Origin of the sequence: Micromonospora sp. Llam0 (assembly GCF_003751085.1) — a bacterium.
In the GTDB taxonomy this organism is placed as follows: Bacteria; Actinomycetota; Actinomycetes; order Mycobacteriales; family Micromonosporaceae; genus Micromonospora_E.
On sequence record NZ_RJJY01000001.1, the window covers coordinates 2,619,665 to 2,635,244 of the forward strand.

14 protein-coding genes, 1 pseudogene and 2 riboswitches are annotated in these 15,580 nt (G+C 70.7%); of the genes and pseudogenes, 10 read left to right on the forward strand and 5 right to left on the reverse strand.

The window, feature by feature from the left end; all coding sequences use genetic code 11:
* Position 1: 1 nt before the first annotated feature.
* Complete coding sequence (locus EDC02_RS11675) at positions 2-1,063, reverse strand: ABC transporter substrate-binding protein (RefSeq protein WP_123601967.1); 1,062 nt, start codon at positions 1,061-1,063, stop codon at positions 2-4.
* A gap of 154 nt (positions 1,064-1,217) precedes the next feature.
* Here EDC02_RS11675 and EDC02_RS11680 point away from each other — a divergent pair, with 154 nt between their 5' ends.
* Both EDC02_RS11680 and EDC02_RS11685 read left to right on the forward strand, forming a co-directional pair.
* Positions 1,218-1,706, forward strand: a complete 489-nt coding sequence (locus EDC02_RS11680) for a Fur family transcriptional regulator (RefSeq protein WP_158632157.1) — start codon at positions 1,218-1,220, stop codon at positions 1,704-1,706.
* A gap of 90 nt (positions 1,707-1,796) precedes the next feature.
* A complete protein-coding gene (locus EDC02_RS11685; RefSeq protein WP_123601969.1) occupies positions 1,797-2,597 on the forward strand; it encodes a YcnI family protein in 801 nt (266 codons plus the stop codon).
* Between the two features lie 13 nt (positions 2,598-2,610).
* Here the strand turns inward: EDC02_RS11685 and EDC02_RS11690 are convergent.
* Positions 2,611-3,434 (reverse strand): IS5 family transposase gene (locus tag EDC02_RS11690; RefSeq protein ID WP_123604715.1). Its coding sequence is split into 2 segments (ribosomal slippage): positions 2,611-3,095 and positions 3,095-3,434, totalling 825 coding nucleotides; the frame shifts between segments, so codons are not numbered across the junction.
* Positions 3,435-3,636: 202 nt separating this feature from the next.
* On the opposite strand from EDC02_RS11690, the gene EDC02_RS11700 reads away from it, so the two are divergent.
* The 3 genes and pseudogenes from EDC02_RS11700 to EDC02_RS11710 all read left to right on the forward strand — a co-directional run bounded on the left by EDC02_RS11700 (position 3,637) and on the right by EDC02_RS11710 (position 6,550).
* A complete protein-coding gene (locus EDC02_RS11700) occupies positions 3,637-3,849 on the forward strand; it encodes a hypothetical protein (RefSeq protein WP_123601970.1) in 213 nt (70 codons plus the stop codon).
* Positions 3,850-4,182: 333 nt separating this feature from the next.
* Entirely contained in the window at positions 4,183-4,395 is a 213-nt protein-coding gene (locus EDC02_RS11705) for a heavy-metal-associated domain-containing protein (RefSeq protein WP_123601971.1), read from the forward strand.
* Between the two features lie 44 nt (positions 4,396-4,439).
* Positions 4,440-6,550 (forward strand): annotated as a pseudogene (locus EDC02_RS11710) (heavy metal translocating P-type ATPase).
* Here the strand turns inward: EDC02_RS11710 and EDC02_RS11715 are convergent.
* The 3 genes from EDC02_RS11715 to EDC02_RS11725 all read right to left on the reverse strand — a co-directional run bounded on the left by EDC02_RS11715 (position 6,545) and on the right by EDC02_RS11725 (position 8,899).
* Entirely contained in the window at positions 6,545-7,063 is a 519-nt protein-coding gene (locus tag EDC02_RS11715; protein ID WP_123601972.1) for a DUF5134 domain-containing protein, read from the reverse strand. The pseudogene EDC02_RS11710 and the gene EDC02_RS11715 sit on opposite strands and share 6 nt — an antisense overlap.
* Before the next feature lie 282 nt (positions 7,064-7,345).
* Positions 7,346-7,822: a hypothetical protein gene (locus EDC02_RS11720; protein ID WP_233605874.1), complete on the reverse strand. Its 477-nt coding sequence runs from the start codon at positions 7,820-7,822 to the stop codon at positions 7,346-7,348.
* A gap of 18 nt (positions 7,823-7,840) precedes the next feature.
* The gene (locus EDC02_RS11725) at positions 7,841-8,899 is read right to left on the reverse strand and encodes a prenyltransferase/squalene oxidase repeat-containing protein (protein ID WP_123601974.1); all 1,059 of its coding nucleotides are present in this window, start codon (positions 8,897-8,899) and stop codon (positions 7,841-7,843) included.
* An 84-nt stretch (positions 8,900-8,983) separates the two neighbouring features.
* Positions 8,984-9,101, reverse strand: a riboswitch (cobalamin riboswitch).
* 176 nt (positions 9,102-9,277) lie between these two features.
* Positions 9,278-9,433: riboswitch (cobalamin riboswitch) on the forward strand.
* Between the two features lie 93 nt (positions 9,434-9,526).
* Here EDC02_RS11725 and EDC02_RS11730 point away from each other — a divergent pair.
* From EDC02_RS11730 to EDC02_RS11750, 5 genes are read left to right on the forward strand one after another with little or no spacing between them, the layout of a single operon-like run.
* The gene (locus tag EDC02_RS11730; RefSeq protein ID WP_158632158.1) at positions 9,527-10,975 is read left to right on the forward strand and encodes an LPXTG cell wall anchor domain-containing protein; all 1,449 of its coding nucleotides are present in this window, start codon (positions 9,527-9,529) and stop codon (positions 10,973-10,975) included.
* Complete coding sequence (locus EDC02_RS11735) at positions 10,972-11,937, forward strand: hypothetical protein (protein ID WP_233605875.1); 966 nt, start codon at positions 10,972-10,974, stop codon at positions 11,935-11,937. The genes EDC02_RS11730 and EDC02_RS11735 overlap by 4 nt, the downstream gene beginning before the upstream one ends.
* A complete protein-coding gene (locus EDC02_RS11740) occupies positions 11,938-13,095 on the forward strand; it encodes an energy-coupling factor transporter transmembrane component T (RefSeq protein WP_123601976.1) in 1,158 nt (385 codons plus the stop codon).
* Positions 13,092-14,705: an ABC transporter ATP-binding protein gene (locus tag EDC02_RS11745; RefSeq protein WP_123601977.1), complete on the forward strand. Its 1,614-nt coding sequence runs from the start codon at positions 13,092-13,094 to the stop codon at positions 14,703-14,705. Before EDC02_RS11740 ends, EDC02_RS11745 begins: the two co-directional genes overlap by 4 nt.
* Entirely contained in the window at positions 14,702-15,550 is an 849-nt protein-coding gene (locus EDC02_RS11750; RefSeq protein ID WP_123601978.1) for an ECF transporter S component, read from the forward strand. Before EDC02_RS11745 ends, EDC02_RS11750 begins: the two co-directional genes overlap by 4 nt.
* Positions 15,551-15,580 lie beyond the last annotated feature (30 nt).

The window sequence follows — 15,580 nt, forward strand, 5'->3', positions numbered from 1 at the left end:
GCTACCGGAACGCATCCGGGTGCAGTTGACGCGCCAGCTCGGCCACCCCGTCGGCGTTGCGTACGCTGCCCGCTCCCACCAGCCAGTAGTCCAAAGTGGCAAATCGCTCCTCACGTACGGCCCGCATCGAACGTGTCGCCGGATTCGTCGCCAGCGCCTGACGACCGGCGGCGAGGGCTTCCTGACGCTCCTTCTCGCCGCCGTAGCCGTAGCTCAGCAGCAGGATCACGTCAGGATCGCGCCGGGGAATCTCCTCCCAGGTGGTCACCGCGAAGCTTTCGTCGAGGTCGCCGAAGACGTTGCGCCCACCGGCCAGCTCGATCACCGCGTTGACCGTGTGCCGGTTGCCCAACGCTGATCCTGGGCTGGTCTCCTGTGCCTCCTCGACCGTGAACGCCCACACCGTCGGCCGGTCCGCGTCAGCCACCGTCGACTGCACGTCAGCCACCGTGGCTCGCATGTCGGTGACCAACTCCTGCGCCCGTTGCGGCGCACCCATCAGCCGGCCAACGTTCTCCAGGTCGCGGTAGACCAGGTCGAATGTGGTCTGCGCGGCGGCCTCGGGGGCGCAGTCGGTCGAGAACGCCAGGTACGACGGCACACCCCGCTCCGCCAGATCCGCCTGGGACGCCGCACCGGCAGCCTCGAAGGTCGAGGTGAAGTCGCTGATCACCAGATCTGGCCGCTCCGCCAACAGCACCTCCCGGCTCACCGGGTCGTAGCTGCCCGGCACGTACGGGCCGGTCAGGCTGCGCACCTGCTCCCCGGCTGCCTGGAACTGCGGCGGAAACGTCCCTGGCCGCACCGACTCCCCGGACCCGACGACGGAGTCCTGCACTCCCAGCCAGAACAGGTGCTCCAGCATCGTCGCGCTCAACGGCACCACACGCTCCGGCCGCTGCGCCACCGTAACGTCCTTGCCGCCACACTCCTGCACCGTCACCGGGTAGCCCTCACCTACCGCACCGGACGGCGAAGCCGGCGACCGCGTCGCCTCGCCACACGCCGTCACCGTCAGGGCGACCGCCACGGCCACCAACGGAACCCGCCACCTAGTGTCCATCCCGACCGTCGATCCCTCCGGACGCCTTACTGCGATGCAGTCACAATATGCCCAACCCACCTGCCCGCGACGATCGAGGTCTGACCGCCCGGGTCCGCCGTCCCAAGGCAGCAGGCCAGCGACGCCGGGAGCGGCGTTCGGCGATGATGGGCAGATGACCAGGACTCCCAGCGTGACGACGACCGACCGCGGTGATGTCGTCGCGGAGATAACCGCCGCACTGCACTCTCGGGGCGAGCGGATGACCACACCACGCCGCACGGTCGTCGAGGCACTGGCCCGGGAGCCGGGTCACCTCACGGCGGAGCAGGTCGTCGCCGCCGTCTCGAACTCACCCGTACACCGGGCTAGCGTCTACCGCACCCTCGACGCGCTCTGCGACCTCGGCGTGGTTCAGCACGTCCACGTCGGGCACGGTGCGACCACCTACCACCTCGTCGACCGTTCCGGGCCACACCCGCACGGCCAGTGCGGCCGTTGCGGCGTCATCTACGATCTTCCCCAGCGGATATTCAACACGGTCACGAGCCGGCTACACCGCGAGATCGGCTTCCGGCTCGACGCTTACCACGTCGCGCTGTCCGGAGTCTGTGCCAACTGCGTGGCGACCGGTGCCGACGAGTCCAAGTCCAGCCCAGCCTGAACGAACAGGCGGCGCGACGTGGTGGTCCCGCCGATCGGTACCCGGCTGCGGTAGCGTCACCCGGCCGCTGACTGCGACGGAGGTACGACGATGAGCGGGGTCCGGCGGTCGAGGTCGATGCGGCGGTCGTCGCTACGACTCGCGGTGGTTGTGCTGTTCAGCGTCTCGACTGCGGTGCTGCTGCCCACCGGCCACGCTGCGGCGCATGTCACGGTCGTTCCGTCGCAGGCGGTCCGTGGCGCGACGGTTCCGCTGACCTTCCGGGTGCCCAACGAGCGCTCGGACGCCACTACCGTGGAGATCTCGGTCCGGATACCGACTGATCCACCGATCAGCACCGCTGCGGTACGCGAGACACCAGGATGGCAGGCGGAGGTGACCCGGGCGTCCGCGGCGTCGGCAGGTGGGTCCGGACAACCAGCCGTCACGACGGTGACCTGGCGGGCGCTGTCGGCGGAAGCCGCGATCGACGGCGACCAGTTCCAGGACTTCGTGGTGCTGCTCGGGCCGGTGCCCGAGACCGAGCAGGTCGTGTTCCCGACCCGGCAGACGTACTCCGACCAGCAGGTCGTCTCCTGGGACGAGCCGCCCACGTCGGACGGAGCAGAGCAAGCTCGGCCGGCGCCGGCGCTGTGGCCGGTCGACGCGGGCGACGAGACCGTGGTGGACGGCCATGGCCACGGCGGCCCGGTGGGCTCAGGCCGTTCGACGGACGGCGCGATGTCAGGTGCCGCGCTCGGTGTCGCAGTCGCCGCGTTGGTGGTCGCGGTCGCGGCGCTGCTGCTCGCGTTGGCGCAACGGGCGCGACCGGCGCGACCGTTACCCACCGCGCTACCGCCGCTGCCGGGCCGGCACATCCCGCCACGACCGCCGGCCGAGGACGCAACCTGATTAAGACCGTGTGTCAGTAGGGGTTGTTGCTGGTCAACAGGTTGAGTCGGTCGGCGCGGCGGTAGCAGATCAGAGCGCATGCCAGGTGGAGGAATCCGAGGTAGTGGGAAGCCTTGCGGTCGTAGCGGCGGACCAGCCGCCGGAACCGGGTCATCCACTCGAGGCAGCGTTCGATGACGTAGCGGTGCCGGCCCAGGCGCTTCGACGACTCGATGCCCTTGCGTGCGATCCGCGGAACGATGCCGCGTTCGCGCAACAGGTCGCGGCATTCGGGGTAGTCGTAGCCCTTGTCGGCATGGAGTTTGGCCGGTCGTCTACGCGGCCGGCCGACCGGTTGACGCACCGGTGTGATGCCGTCGACCATGCCCTCGAGCATCCGATGGTCGTTGAGGTTCGCGGCGGAGACGCCCACGTGCAGCGGCAACCCGCCACGGTCACCGACGGCGTGGATCTTGGAGCCGGGCTTGCCCCGGTCCACCGGGCTCGGCCCGGTCAGGTCCCCCTTTTCACCGCGCGCACGTGCATGCTGTCGACACTCACCCTCGACCAGTCGATCCGCCCGGCCGCGCCCAGGACATCGAGCGTCGCCCGGTGCAGGGCGGACATCACCCCGGCCTCGACCCATTCGGCGAACCGGCGGTGCGCGGTACGCCAGTGCACCGGGAACGAGGCGGGCAGCTTGCGCCACGAGCACCCGGACTCCAGCACGTACAGGATCGCCGCGAGCATCGCCCGGTCATCGGTCCGCCGCCGGCCGCCGCCCTGGTGCCTTTCCGGATGCGGCGGCAGCAACGGCCGCGCGAGGTGCCACAACGCGTCGGGGCAGTACTTCTCCACGTCATCCACACCACGCCAACGAATGACCTTGAACTTCAACAACCCCAAACGACACACGGTCTAAGTCGGACGGGACGGCCGTTTAGTTCCCACGATCAACGATTGTCGCGGATGATGGATGAACGTCCGGTGCGCGGTCTGTACAAGCGAAGGACACGGCTAACGTCAACAGTTCGGCACGGCTCTCGATCTGGAGGCGGCAATGGCAGCCGAGGAACTTGTTCACGTCCTGACCCTGTGTGGAAATTGCAGTTGCGGTTGTCCGGAGCTCTACATCGACCCGTCAGCTCCCATTGATCAGCGAATCGTGATCTCCGACGACTTCGGAAGCACCATCCGGCTCAGTCCGGCCCAGCTCGGTGACATTGTCGAGCTCGCCCGCGCAGGCTCTCTCGACGAGGCGACCAAGGCCTAGCCGGCGGACATCCGGGCGCCTTCACCGGGCGTATCCCGCCCAGCTTCCCGCGCCGTGACCAGCACTTGTGGTCACGGCGCGACTGCGTGTCCGGAATAGAACGTGCCGGGTCGGGCCAGCCGGCAGTCGGCGGAGATCCGGCCCGGAAACGCGGCCGTGCCCTGAACCGATCCCGCAGCGGTGCCGTACCATCATCCGTGGGCAGCCGAGCAACCGGCCGGACGAGTGGCCGACGAATTCCGGGTAGTTTCAGAACGGACCGCGATCCCGTACGTCGTCCGTTCAACACCCCTGTTCCACCTGCCCTTCTCTCACAATCGAGGTAGAGGATCAATGGAACTGTCGTACCAGGTCCGCGGTATGAACTGCGACCACTGCGTTCAGGCCGTGACGAAGACGGTCAGCGCGTTGCCGACAGTCGGCTCCGTCCGCGTGGACCTGCCAACTGGCACGATCAGCGTCACCAGCGCGGCCGCCGTGCCGCTCGATGACCTTCGGGCCGCGGTGGACGACGCCGGCTTCGAACTGATCGGTGCCGCGACGTGACGGCGACCGTGGACACCCCCAGCGTCACCCTGCGGATCGCCGGGATGACCTGCGCGGCCTGCGCCGGTCGGATCGAACGCCGACTCAACCGGTTGACCGGGGTCCGCGCCAGCGTCAACTTCGCCACTGAGACGGCGTACATCGAACACTCGGCTGCAGTCACGGTGACCGAACTGACGGAGACCGTACGGGCGCTTGGCTATTCCGCGCTGGCACCGAGTCAGCCCGAACCGATCGACGGGACCGCAGCGTCGGCTACCGCCGGTTGGCGGCTCGTCGGCGCGACAGCCGGGACAGTTCCGGTGGTGGTGCTGTCGATGGCACCGGGATGACAGTTCGACTACTGGCAGTGGGTGGTCGCCGCGCTCACCACTCCCGTGGTCGCCTGGGCCGGTTGGCCCTTCCACCGAGCCGCCATCGCCAGCCTGCGCCACCGCGCCGCGACCATGGACACACTCGTGTCACTCGGCGCGGTCGTGTCCTACCTGTGGAGTGTCTGGGCACTGCTCGGCGGCGGCGCTGGCGATCCGGCGATGCGTATGGCGATGTCATGGCGGCCCGGCCACGGCCACGACGTCTACTTCGAGGTCGGCGCCGCGCTGGTGACGTTCCTGCTCGCCGGTCGGTGGCTGGAGGCACGGGCACGGCACCGGGCCGGCACCGCGATCCGGGCACTGGCCACGCTCAGCGCCCGGGATGTCACCGTGATCGGCCTCGACGGTCGTACCGAGCGTCGGATACCGGTGGCTCAACTGCGGGTCGGGGACCGCTTCGTCGTCCGCCCGGGGGAAAAGGTAGCCACCGACGGCGTGGTCGAGGCGGGCGCGAGTGCGATCGACGTCAGCATGTTGACCGGGGAGAGCTCGCCGGTTGAGGTCGCACCGGGTGCGATGGTGATCGGCGCGACGGTGAACGTCGGTGGACGCCTACTGGTCCGGGCGACCCGGGTCGGCGAGGACACCCGGTTGGCGCAGATCACCCGGCTCGTCACCGAGGCCCAGAACGGCAAGGCCCAGGCCCAGCGGCTTGCCGACGCCGTCGCCGGGGTCTTCGTCCCGCTCGTCGTCGTGCTCGCTGTGGCCACGCTGGCCGGCTGGTGGGCCGCCGGTGCCCCGGGCACCGCCGTCGGCGCCGCGGTCACCGTGCTGATCGTCGCCTGCCCGTGTGCGCTCGGTCTGGCGACCCCGACCGCGTTGCTGGTCGGCACCGGCCGGGGCGCGCAGATCGGGTACTGATCCGGGGCGCCGCCGCGCTCGAATCGGCCCGTCGGATCGACACCGTCGTGCTCGACAAGACGGAACGCTGACCACCGGTCGGATGCGGGTCGTAGACGTGCTGCCGGTGCCTGGTGTAGACCGCCGGGACCTGCTGCGCCGGGCGGCCGCCGTCGAACAGTACGCCGAGCATCCGATCGCCCACGCGATCGTGCAGGCCGCCGCCGAGGACGAGCCGGACCTGCCGGACGCCGACGAGTTCGCCACGCTGCCGGGCCTCGGCGCACGCGCTGTGGTGGACGGTACACAGGTGCTGGTCGGCCGGGCCGCCACGCTGGCCGAGGCCGGCGTGCCGGACGTCGCCACCGTCCCGACCGGCGGGCACACCGTGGTGCATGTGGCGTGGGACCGTCACCACCGGGGGATGATCACCGTCGCGGACGGGCTTCGCCCGACCGCCGTAGCCGCTCTGGACCGGCTGCGGGCGCTGGGGCTGCGCCCGGTGCTGCTGACCGGAGACACCGCTGAGGCGGCCAAGCCGGTCGCCGACCGCCTCGGGGGGCCCGAGGTGATCGCCGAGGTCCTGCCGGAAGAGAAACAACAGGTCATTCAGGCACTGCGGGCCAGTGGCCGGACCGTCGCCATGGTCGGTGACGGTGTCAACGACGCGGCGGCGCTGGCCGAGGCCGACCTCGGGGTGGCGGTAGCGTCCGGCACGGATGTGGCGATCGAGGCCAGCGACATCACGCTGCTGCGGATTCGTCGTGGCGATGTCGACCTGCTTGGCGTGGTCGACGCGATCGGCCTGTCCCGGGCGACGCTGCGGGTGATCAAGCCCGATGGCCGCCGCTGCGGCGATGGCCTGCTCGAGTCTGCTCGTCGTCGGCAACAGCCTGCGGCTGTTCCGGTGGCAGCCGATCGGCGGTGCCGTGCGCTCATAGCGCCGCGAGCAACGCGGCACTCATGGCGGCCGACATCAGCGCATGGAACGCCGCCTCCCCCGCATCGCCGAGAAGCCAGGTGGTGACCGGGGCAACGCTCGGGGATCGGGTCGACTGTCGCCCGCCACCAAGCGGGGCCGGACGACGGCTGACCCAGATCCACCACAGGGTCGACACCCCGAGACAACTGGCGAAGAGGATCGTGACTACCGTCGAGGTTCCACTCGTGGTGTGGTGCGCATGCGCCGCCGTCCCGTGGGTGCCGTGGCCAGGTGAGACATGTACGCCGAGGAACATCCAGGCCATCGCCGCCATGGCGACCCCCTGGTTGACCTGCCCGAAACGCACCCGGGCCGGCTCCTCATGACTGTGTAACGCCATGAGTATGAACCACAGTGTGGCGAGGACGAACCCGGCTGCCTGCAGACCCCACAGGTCACCGGCGTCTAGACCCCACAGCATGACGATCATGCTCACGCTCATCGCCAGATGGGCGGCGTCGCCGACCCACATCCGCCACCGGCCGCCGTGTCCCGACCCACCGACGTGGGCCAGGCACCGCCACAGACAGTACGTCCCAACGACGATGAGCGGCTGTGAGCAGCCACCGAACGGCGGTCGAGGGGACCACCAGCACCTCCCACAAGCCCGCCGGTCGAGCGTGGCCCGCTGCGGCCGTGAAGTCGACCACGGTGCCAGGCGCCGACAGCGCGACGCCGGGCGCACGTCATCCGATCGGCGCGGCGATCAACGACAGCTTCAGGGGCCGATTCATGTCGTCGCCGCGCCGAGCGATCAGGGTGGGGTGATCGAGGGCGCCTGGCCGGAGCCGAACCGCCAGCCCTCGACCGTGCCGATCGCCGGGTTGTAGCTGCTGGCGCCGAGGGTGCTGTAGGTCCAGGTGCCGCCCGGGGTGGCATGCCAGTATGACCAGTAGGCGCTGGTTGGTGGTGTGTTGACGCAGGGTTCGGCCGCAGGCGTAGGCAGGCCGTCGATGCGGCAGATGAAGGCGAGTCCCCAACGCAGGGTGCCGGTGGGGGTGAAGCCGGTGCCCTGCAGGGCGGCGAGGCCGGTGGGCGGGTCGCCGAGGTAGCAGTTGGTCTGCACGCCGAGGCCGAAGGCGGTGAAGTCGACGACGACGGTGACGCCGGTGCCGGGTGTGCAGGCGGCAGCATGCGCCGGGCGGGTCAGTGGGTCGACCGCGACCAGTCCTGCTGCCAGCACGACGATCGCGGCGAGTGCCGCCACACGACGGCGGATCAGTGTTGTCATCATTCCTCCGTGGGCTAGCTACGCGGGACTGAACGGCTGGGCGCAGGCCAGCGTCGGCGCGTCCGGTCGGGAGCCGTTGGCAGACAGGGTGACCAGGCTGGCCGCGGCCAGGCCGGGTACGGCCTGCGCGGTGGCGCGGGGTGCGGTGGCGGGGTCGAATCCGGTGGTGGTGTAGGCAATCGCGCCCCGGTCAGCAATGGCACCGGTGCAGCCGACCTGCAGGCTCAGCAGGAACTGACGGGCCTGCCACCAGGCCAGCACCCGGCCGGTCGCCACCAGCGCCTGGGCGGCCAGGCCGGTGCTGTTGGCGTTGGCGACCCCGCCGGCGGTGAACGAGCCGTCGGTGGACTGCACGGAGATCAGCCACTGCGCGGCCGTCTGGGCCTTGTGCCATTCGCCGGCCGCGATCAGTGCCTGGATCGCCATCGCGGTGGCGTCGACGTCGCTGGTGCAGGTGGCCTGGGCCAACTGGAGCGGGAACCCGGCGTCCGGACACTGGCTGGCGGCCAGGAACGATATGGCCTGCGCTGGTGCGCCGCCGGCCCGGTCCAGGGCAATGACGGCGAACGACTGGCTGAACATGTTGCTGTAGTCGCCGAACACGGACTGGTCGGAAAACCGGCCGGAGGGTGCCATCAGCCCGGTGAGCCGGGTCAGCAGATCGACACCACCGAACGAGGTGGGGTCGAGGCCACGGACCTGCACGCCGAGCGCGAGCTTGGCGGTGGCGCCGGCGTACGCCTCGGTGCCGTCGCCGATGTAGCCGGTGATCACCGCTGGTTCGGCGAGCCAGGTGATCGCGTTGGTCGCGTAGCTGTCGGCTTCCTTGGCTGCGGCGAAAGTGAAGATCGCGTCGATGGTGAGGCCCTGATCGGGGTAGGCGACGCCACCGAAGACGACTTCGAAGCGTTCTCCGTCGACCATCTGCCGGGCGAGCCAGCCAGCGGCGGCGTCGACGCGGTTGTGGGTCTGCGGTGGAGTGGCTGCGGCCGGCGCGGCCGCGGTCACGGTCAACGCGAGAGCGGCGAGTACACCGGTGGTGACGAGTCGGAGACGGTGACGGCGGTGGGTGGCCATCGGGCGGCGCCTTTCCGGCCCATACGTCGAGGCGACCCAGGCGACCCGGGTGGCTCCGACCCGTGGGCCACGACGGGTGGAAATCCTCAGCAGCAGTACGTCGACGGGTATTCGGGCTCGCGGCGTCGTGTTCGCCGCCTACCGTTGCGGGCCAGCGCCGGCTTCCGACCGGACTTCCCCCATCGACGCACAGGTACAGAACTGCTGCGGATAGTGTGGGCACGACTCCTCTCGGCCGTCAACGCTTCGGCCTTGATCAGGCCGGTGGCTGCGGCGGCCATACTCGGCACAGTGGTTGTCAACCGCTGAGCAGATCCGCTATTCGACCCGATCGGCCGCCATCCGTGACGTCCGGTGAGGACGCCCGCGGTTGCTGATCTGACATACTCGGTAGCAGCTCGTCACAACTGAATGTGCTCCCAGGCGGGGGAAGCCGGTGCGAGGCCGGCGCTGACCCGCAGCCGTATGCGCGCTGGTGTGCCCGTCAGCACCGGTACGCGAGCCGGATTGCCCGACTGTGGAGTGAGCGGCTCAACACGTCGTGGTCTACGGATCGAGCCCGGATCGGCCATGGTCGCGTGCGACCGGCGGATGCGGTTTCGGTCACCGCTCCGAAAGGTCTCCACCATGGTTCGTGGCTTCATCAGCCGGATTCTGCCGGCGCTTGCCGCCCTCACGGTGGTCGCCGCCAGTGCCGGGGTCGTTCTCAACCGTCCCGCCGGGTCTCCTGCGCTGCGGTTGGCCGCCACCCCCGCGGCGGCGCAGGCCGGCTCGCACTGGATTTCCGGTCAGCTGGTCGACGGCGGCCTGCCGGGCTTCGTCGGCAGTGACTGGGGACTGACGATCGACGCGCTCTTCGCGCTGCGGGCCACCGGTGCCGAACAGGCCGCCGTTGCCGCCATCGTCGAGGCGCTCACGGCCAACGCCGACGGCTACGCCGTCATCCGTACCGATATGGGCGATTTTGTCACCGGCGGATCGACGGCGAAGGTGCTCCTGGCCGCCGTCGCAGCCGGTGTCGACCCGACCGATTTCGGCGGCCACGACTGGCGTCAGCGCACACTGGACCTGATCTACGGTGCCGACCAGGGCACCAAGGCGGGCTGGCTCTACGACCGTAACCTCGACACCACCGCCGGGTCGAACCTGTTCGGTCAGTCGCTGGCCGTCATCGGGCTGGCCCGCTCCGGCGGCGTACCGCAGACCGCGGTCGACTTTCTCGTCAAGCAGCAGTGCCCAGGTGGCGGCTTCCGCCTCTATCCCAACGCGGCCGGCACCTCATGCTCGGCGGATCCGGTCACGGAGCAGAGCATGGAGGTGGACGCCACGGCGATGGCGGTGCAGGCTCTGCTGGCAGCCGCCGACGCCGGAGCGAGCGGCACCGCCGAGCCGGCGGCGGCCGCCACGTCGTGGCTGCTGTCAGCGCAGGCGGCTGACGGCTCCTTCAACGGCTCCGGTTTCACCGACTACCCCAACACCAACAGCACCGGTCTGGCTGGGCAGGCACTGGCCGCCGCTGGCGAGCACACCGCCGCCGGACAGGCCGCCGGGTTCGTCGCCGCGCAACAGATCACCACCGCCAACGCCGGCGCGGCCTCGGCACACGTCGGCGCGATCGCATACACCCCGGACGCGCTCGCCACAGCCGTCACCGACGGAATCGGCGAGTTCGAACTGGACCAGTGGCGCCGGGCCACCGCCCAGGCGGTCCTCGGCTTGGCACAGGTGCCGCTGGGTCGGATCGGGATCGGCGACCCGGCACCCACCCCGACCTTGACGCCGACACCGAGCCCCGCCGCGACGCCCACCCCGAGCGCCACGCCGAGTCCCACCCCGACACCCACCAGCAGCCCGGGCACACCGTCGCCGACGCCCACCTCGACGGCCACCTCCAGCCCGACCCCGATCCCGAGCCCGATCCCGTCCGTCACACCGGCCACGACGCCACCACCGAGTGGACGCCTGCCCACCACCGGTGCCCCGGTCGCCGCCTACGGTCTACTCGGCGGCGCGACGATCATCGCCGGGGTGGGCCTGCTCCTGGTGGCCCGCCGACGACGGGAAACACCGCAATGACGACCGGCACAGGAGCCGGAGTGGACAGCGCGGCGAGCCACCCAGCCTGGTCGATCCGTGCGGCGCAACTGCTCACCGCCGTGGTTGTCGCCGCCGGTGCCGCCTTGGCGCCGGTCGACCCGGCCATAGCAGCCGGCCGGGCCGGCTACTGCCCGGACGGCAACGGAGTCACCGTCATCGTCGACTTTCAGGAACTGGGTGGGCCGACGATCATCCGGTGCGCCGTCGGCGACCAGGCCACCGGCCACGCGGCGCTGAAGAACGCCGGCATTTCGATCACCGGCACCACCCGCTGGGGCGAATCATTCATCTGCCGGATCGAAGGCAGACCGACCGCCGCCGAGGAACCATGCATCGACACGCCCCCGGCGAGCGCGTACTGGTCCTACTGGCACGCCTCCGACGGCGGGCCCTGGACATATAGCCAGCGTGGCGTGCTGGCGCGCAAGCCTCCGCTGGGCAGTTTCGAGGGCTGGTCGTTCGCCAAGAACCGGACCGCGTCGACCAGCCCGCCGCCCCGCATCGCCCCGGTACGTCCCGCGCCACCGCCGCCGCCACCGCCCACCCCACCGCCGGCGACGCCGCAGCTGCCCAGGGCAACACCCCCGACCGACCCGCAACCGCCTACAGGTCCAGCACCGCCAGGCGGGGCACCCACCCGTCAACCACCGGCCACCTCGCCCGCAGACGCACCGACGTCAGTTCCGTCGTCTCCGGACCCGACCACCGCAGGCACCCCTGACGTTTCGACCGCACCGTCGACCAGCCCTGCGGGTGAGGTTTCCGCGCCGGTGGACAGTGGAGACTCTGCTGCCCGGGCCGAGGCGTGGACCGGGGACGTCAACCGGACGTCCGCCCAGCGCACCGGGGTGCCGGTCATGACAGTGCTCGGTGCCGGCCTGCTGCTCGTGGTCACCGTCGCCGCGGTGGTCACCGCGCGCCGCCGTCGCCGGAACGGATAGATGCCGACGTCACGCGCCCGGGTGCCCCGGGCGGTGCACCCGGGCGCCTGGTGGCTCTGGGCGCTCGGGCTGGCCACCGCCGCCACCCGTACCACAAATCCGCTGCTGCTCGCGCTGATCATCGGAGTGGCCGGTTACGTGGTCGCCGCCCGCCGCACGGACGCGCCGTGGGCCCTCGGTTTCCGGCTCTACCTGTGGCTCGGCGCGATCATCGTGTGCTCCCGGATCCTGTTCCGGGTCGTCTTCGGCGGCGGTCAGGGCGACCATGTCCTGTTCACCCTGCCGCAGATCCCGTTGCCGGAGTGGGCTGCCGGGATCCGGCTACTCGGGCCAGTCGCCCTGGAACAGGTCCTCGGTGGCGGGTACGACGGGCTGCGGCTGGCCGCGATGGTGATCTGCCTCGGCGCGGCCAACGCGCTGGCCAACCCGAAACGGCTGCTGCGGGCTGTGCCCAGCGCGCTCTACGAGGTCGGGACCGCCGTCGTGGTGGCGCTGTCCGTCGCGCCGCAACTGGTGGAGAGCGTGCTGCGGGTACGCCGGGCCCGACGGTTACGCGGCGCACGCCGCAGTGGGATGCGCGCACTGCGTGGCATCGTCATCCCGGTGCTCGCCGACGCCCTCGACCGGTCGCTGGCCCTCGCCGCCGCGATGGACTCCCGCGGTTACGGCCGCCGCGGACCCCAGCCCGGCTCGGTGCACGCGCTGACCGGTGCGCTGGTGATCGGCGGTCTGTGCGGGGTCTGCGTCGGGATGTACGGGCTGATGGACGCCTCCACCCCCCGTTATCTGGGACTGCCGATGCTGGCCGCCGGGGTCGGCGTCGCCGCCGCAGGGCTGGTGGTCAGTGGTCGTCGGGTGCTGCGCAGCACCTACCGCCCGGACCGGTTCGGCGGCGCCGAACTGCTGGTCGCGGCCTGCGGACTGGTCACGGCTGCCGGGCTCTACCTGACCACCCGGGTCGACCCGGCCGACCTCTACCCGTCGCTGAACCCGCTGGAATGGCCGCAGATCGCGCCGCTACCGGCCGCCGCGATCCTGATCGCCGCACTGCCCGCCTGGCTGGCACCGCCGCCACCGGCTGACACCGACGCAGTCGCCGCGCCGGCTGACACCGACGTGCCGGGCGGGCGTGAGCAGAAGGAGGCAGTGCACGGATGATCGAGTTCGACGCAGTCACCGTCACCTACTCGAGGGCGGCGGCACCCGCGCTGGTCGACGCGACGCTGACCATCGCCGAGGGCGAGCTGTGTCTGGTAGCCGGCCGTACCGGATCCGGAAAGTCCACTCTGCTCCGTGCGATCAACGGACTCGTCCCGCACTTCACCGGGGGTCGGCTCAGTGGCCGGGTCACCGTCGCCGGGCGCAGCACCCAGGACCATCCGCCCCGTGAGTTCGCCGATCTGGTCGGCGTCGTCGGACAGGACCCACTGGCCGGGTTCACCACCGACACCGTCGAGGAGGAGCTCGCCTACGGGATGGAACAGCTGGCCGTCCCTGCCACCGTGATGCGCAAACGGGTGGAGGAAACCCTCGACCTGCTGGGCATCGCCGAACTGCGCCGCCGCCCGCTACGTGCGCTCTCCGGCGGGCAGCAGCAACGGGTCGCGATCGGTGCCGCGCTCACCGCGCACCCCAAGGTTCTCGTCCTCGACGAGCCCACCTCCTCCCTCGACCCCACGGCCGCCGAGGAGGTGCTCGCGGCGATCACCCGCCTCGTCCACGACCTTGGTGTCACCGTCGTCGTGGCCGAGCACCGGCTGGAGCGCGTCGTCCAGTACGCCGACCACCTCGTCTACCTGCCCGGTGACGGCACTGTGCAGTCCGGGACACCGGGCGAGATCCTGGCCACCGCGCAGGTTGCCCCACCCGTCGTCGAGCTGGGCCGCCTCGCCGGCTGGCAGCCGCTACCGCTGTCGGTACGCGATGCCCGCCGGCACGCCGCCGACCTGCGTACCCGGCTGGCCGCTGCCGACCCGCCGCCGACCCGCGCCCTCGCCGCCGGGCCGGTCCTGCTACAGGCCCGACAGATCGTCGTCCGCTACGGTCCGGTCATCGCGGTACGCGGCGTTGACGTCGACCTGACGGCAGGTACCGTGACCGCGCTGATGGGACGCAACGGTTCCGGCAAGTCCTCGCTGTTGTGGGCACTGCAGGGATCCGGGCCGCGGCAGGGCGGGCGCGTCGACGTCGGCGGGTTCGATCCCCGCAGTCGGCCAGCGAACCAGGCCCGCGCGCTCGTCGGCCTCGTCCCGCAGACCGCCAGCGACCTGCTCTACCTCGACAGCGTCGCGGCAGAGTGCGATCAGGCCGACAGAGAGGCCGGCTCGCCCGCCGGTACCTGCAGGACACTGCTCGACGGGCTCGTACCCGGCATCGGGGACCAGCAGCATCCCCGGGATCTGTCCGAGGGGCAGAAACTGGCCCTCGTCCTGGCCGTACAGCTGACCGCCGCACCCACCACCGTCCTGCTGGACGAACCCACCCGCGGCCTCGACTACCCCGGCAAGAGGCACTTCGCGACGATGATCCGCCGCCTCGCCGACGACGGACGGACCGTCGTCGTCGCCACCCACGACGTCGAGTTCGTAGCCGCCGTCGCCGACCGCGTCCTGGTGATGGCCGACGGCGACATCGTCGCCGACGGATCCGCCACCGACGTGCTCGCCGCCTCGCCCGCCTTCGCACCGCAGGTAGCCAAGATCCTCGCACCGCAGCCCTGGCTGACCGTCGACCAGGTTGCCGCCACGCTCGCTGAGGGACCGAGATGAGCCCGGGAACAGCCGGCGAACCGGTGCCGCCGCTACCGCGCCGGGCACTGCTGCGGATTCCGGCACGCGGTGCCGTGGTCCTCGGCCTCGTGTCGGCTGCGGGTCTGGCCATGTTCTTCTGGCCGCTGTTCGCCGCCCCTGACCCGACGGCGATCGCGCACACCAACGACGCCCCGCTGATGTTCGTGCTGATCCTGCCGCTGCTCATCGCCATCGTCCTCAGCGAGCTCACCTCTGGCAGCATCGACTCGAAGACGTTGGCGATGCTCGGCGTACTGTCAGCGGTCAACGCCGCGCTCCGGCCGCTCGGTGCCGGCACCGCCGGCATCGAAACAGTCTTCTTTCTTCTCGTCCTCGCCGGACGGGTGTTCGGCCCCGGTTTCGGATTCGTGCTCGGCTGCACCAGCCTGTTCGCCTCGGCGCTGCTGACCGCCGGCGTCGGTCCGTGGCTGCCGTTCCAGATGGTCGCCGCTGCCTGGGTCGGCCTCGGCGCCGGGTTGCTCCCCCGCCGGTCTCGCGGCAAGGCCGAGATCGCCGTCCTCACCCTGTACGGGATCCTGGCCGCCTACGGCTACGGCTTCCTGATGAACATGTGGTTCTGGCCCTACCTGGCACAGGGCACCCAGCTCAGCTTCGTCCCCGGCGACCCCGTCGGGGACAACCTGCACCGGTTCGCTCTGTTCACCGTCACCACCTCCACCCTCGGCTGGGACACCGGCCGTGCCCTGACCAACGGCATCGCGATCCTGCTCGCCGGACCGGCGGTACTCGCCGTGCTCCGCCGCGCCGCCCGCCGCGCCGCCTTCGACGCACCGGTGGAGTTCGGGCCGGCTACTGTGCGATGACGTGTGTGGCCGACATGACGACGCGGTGAG

Excerpts from the sequence above, each read along its gene's own strand:
- EDC02_RS11705 (WP_123601971.1), top strand. The coding sequence starts at position 4,183 with ATGGAACTGTCGTACCAGGTCCGCGGTATGAACTGCGACCACTGCGTT.
- EDC02_RS11725 (WP_123601974.1), bottom strand. The coding sequence starts at position 8,899 with ATGGCCACCCACCGCCGTCACCGTCTCCGACTCGTCACCACCGGTGTA.
- EDC02_RS11675 (WP_123601967.1), bottom strand. The coding sequence starts at position 1,063 with ATGGACACTAGGTGGCGGGTTCCGTTGGTGGCCGTGGCGGTCGCCCTG.
- EDC02_RS11740 (WP_123601976.1), top strand. The coding sequence starts at position 11,938 with ATGCCGACGTCACGCGCCCGGGTGCCCCGGGCGGTGCACCCGGGCGCC.
- EDC02_RS11685 (WP_123601969.1), top strand. The coding sequence starts at position 1,797 with ATGAGCGGGGTCCGGCGGTCGAGGTCGATGCGGCGGTCGTCGCTACGA.
- EDC02_RS11700 (WP_123601970.1), top strand. The coding sequence starts at position 3,637 with ATGGCAGCCGAGGAACTTGTTCACGTCCTGACCCTGTGTGGAAATTGC.
- EDC02_RS11745 (WP_123601977.1), top strand. The coding sequence starts at position 13,092 with ATGATCGAGTTCGACGCAGTCACCGTCACCTACTCGAGGGCGGCGGCA.
- EDC02_RS11720 (WP_233605874.1), bottom strand. The coding sequence starts at position 7,822 with ATGACAACACTGATCCGCCGTCGTGTGGCGGCACTCGCCGCGATCGTC.
- EDC02_RS11715 (WP_123601972.1), bottom strand. The coding sequence starts at position 7,063 with ATGTGGGTCGGCGACGCCGCCCATCTGGCGATGAGCGTGAGCATGATC.
- EDC02_RS11680 (WP_158632157.1), top strand. The coding sequence starts at position 1,218 with ATGACCAGGACTCCCAGCGTGACGACGACCGACCGCGGTGATGTCGTC.
- EDC02_RS11735 (WP_233605875.1), top strand. The coding sequence starts at position 10,972 with ATGACGACCGGCACAGGAGCCGGAGTGGACAGCGCGGCGAGCCACCCA.
- EDC02_RS11750 (WP_123601978.1), top strand. The coding sequence starts at position 14,702 with ATGAGCCCGGGAACAGCCGGCGAACCGGTGCCGCCGCTACCGCGCCGG.
- EDC02_RS11730 (WP_158632158.1), top strand. The coding sequence starts at position 9,527 with ATGGTTCGTGGCTTCATCAGCCGGATTCTGCCGGCGCTTGCCGCCCTC.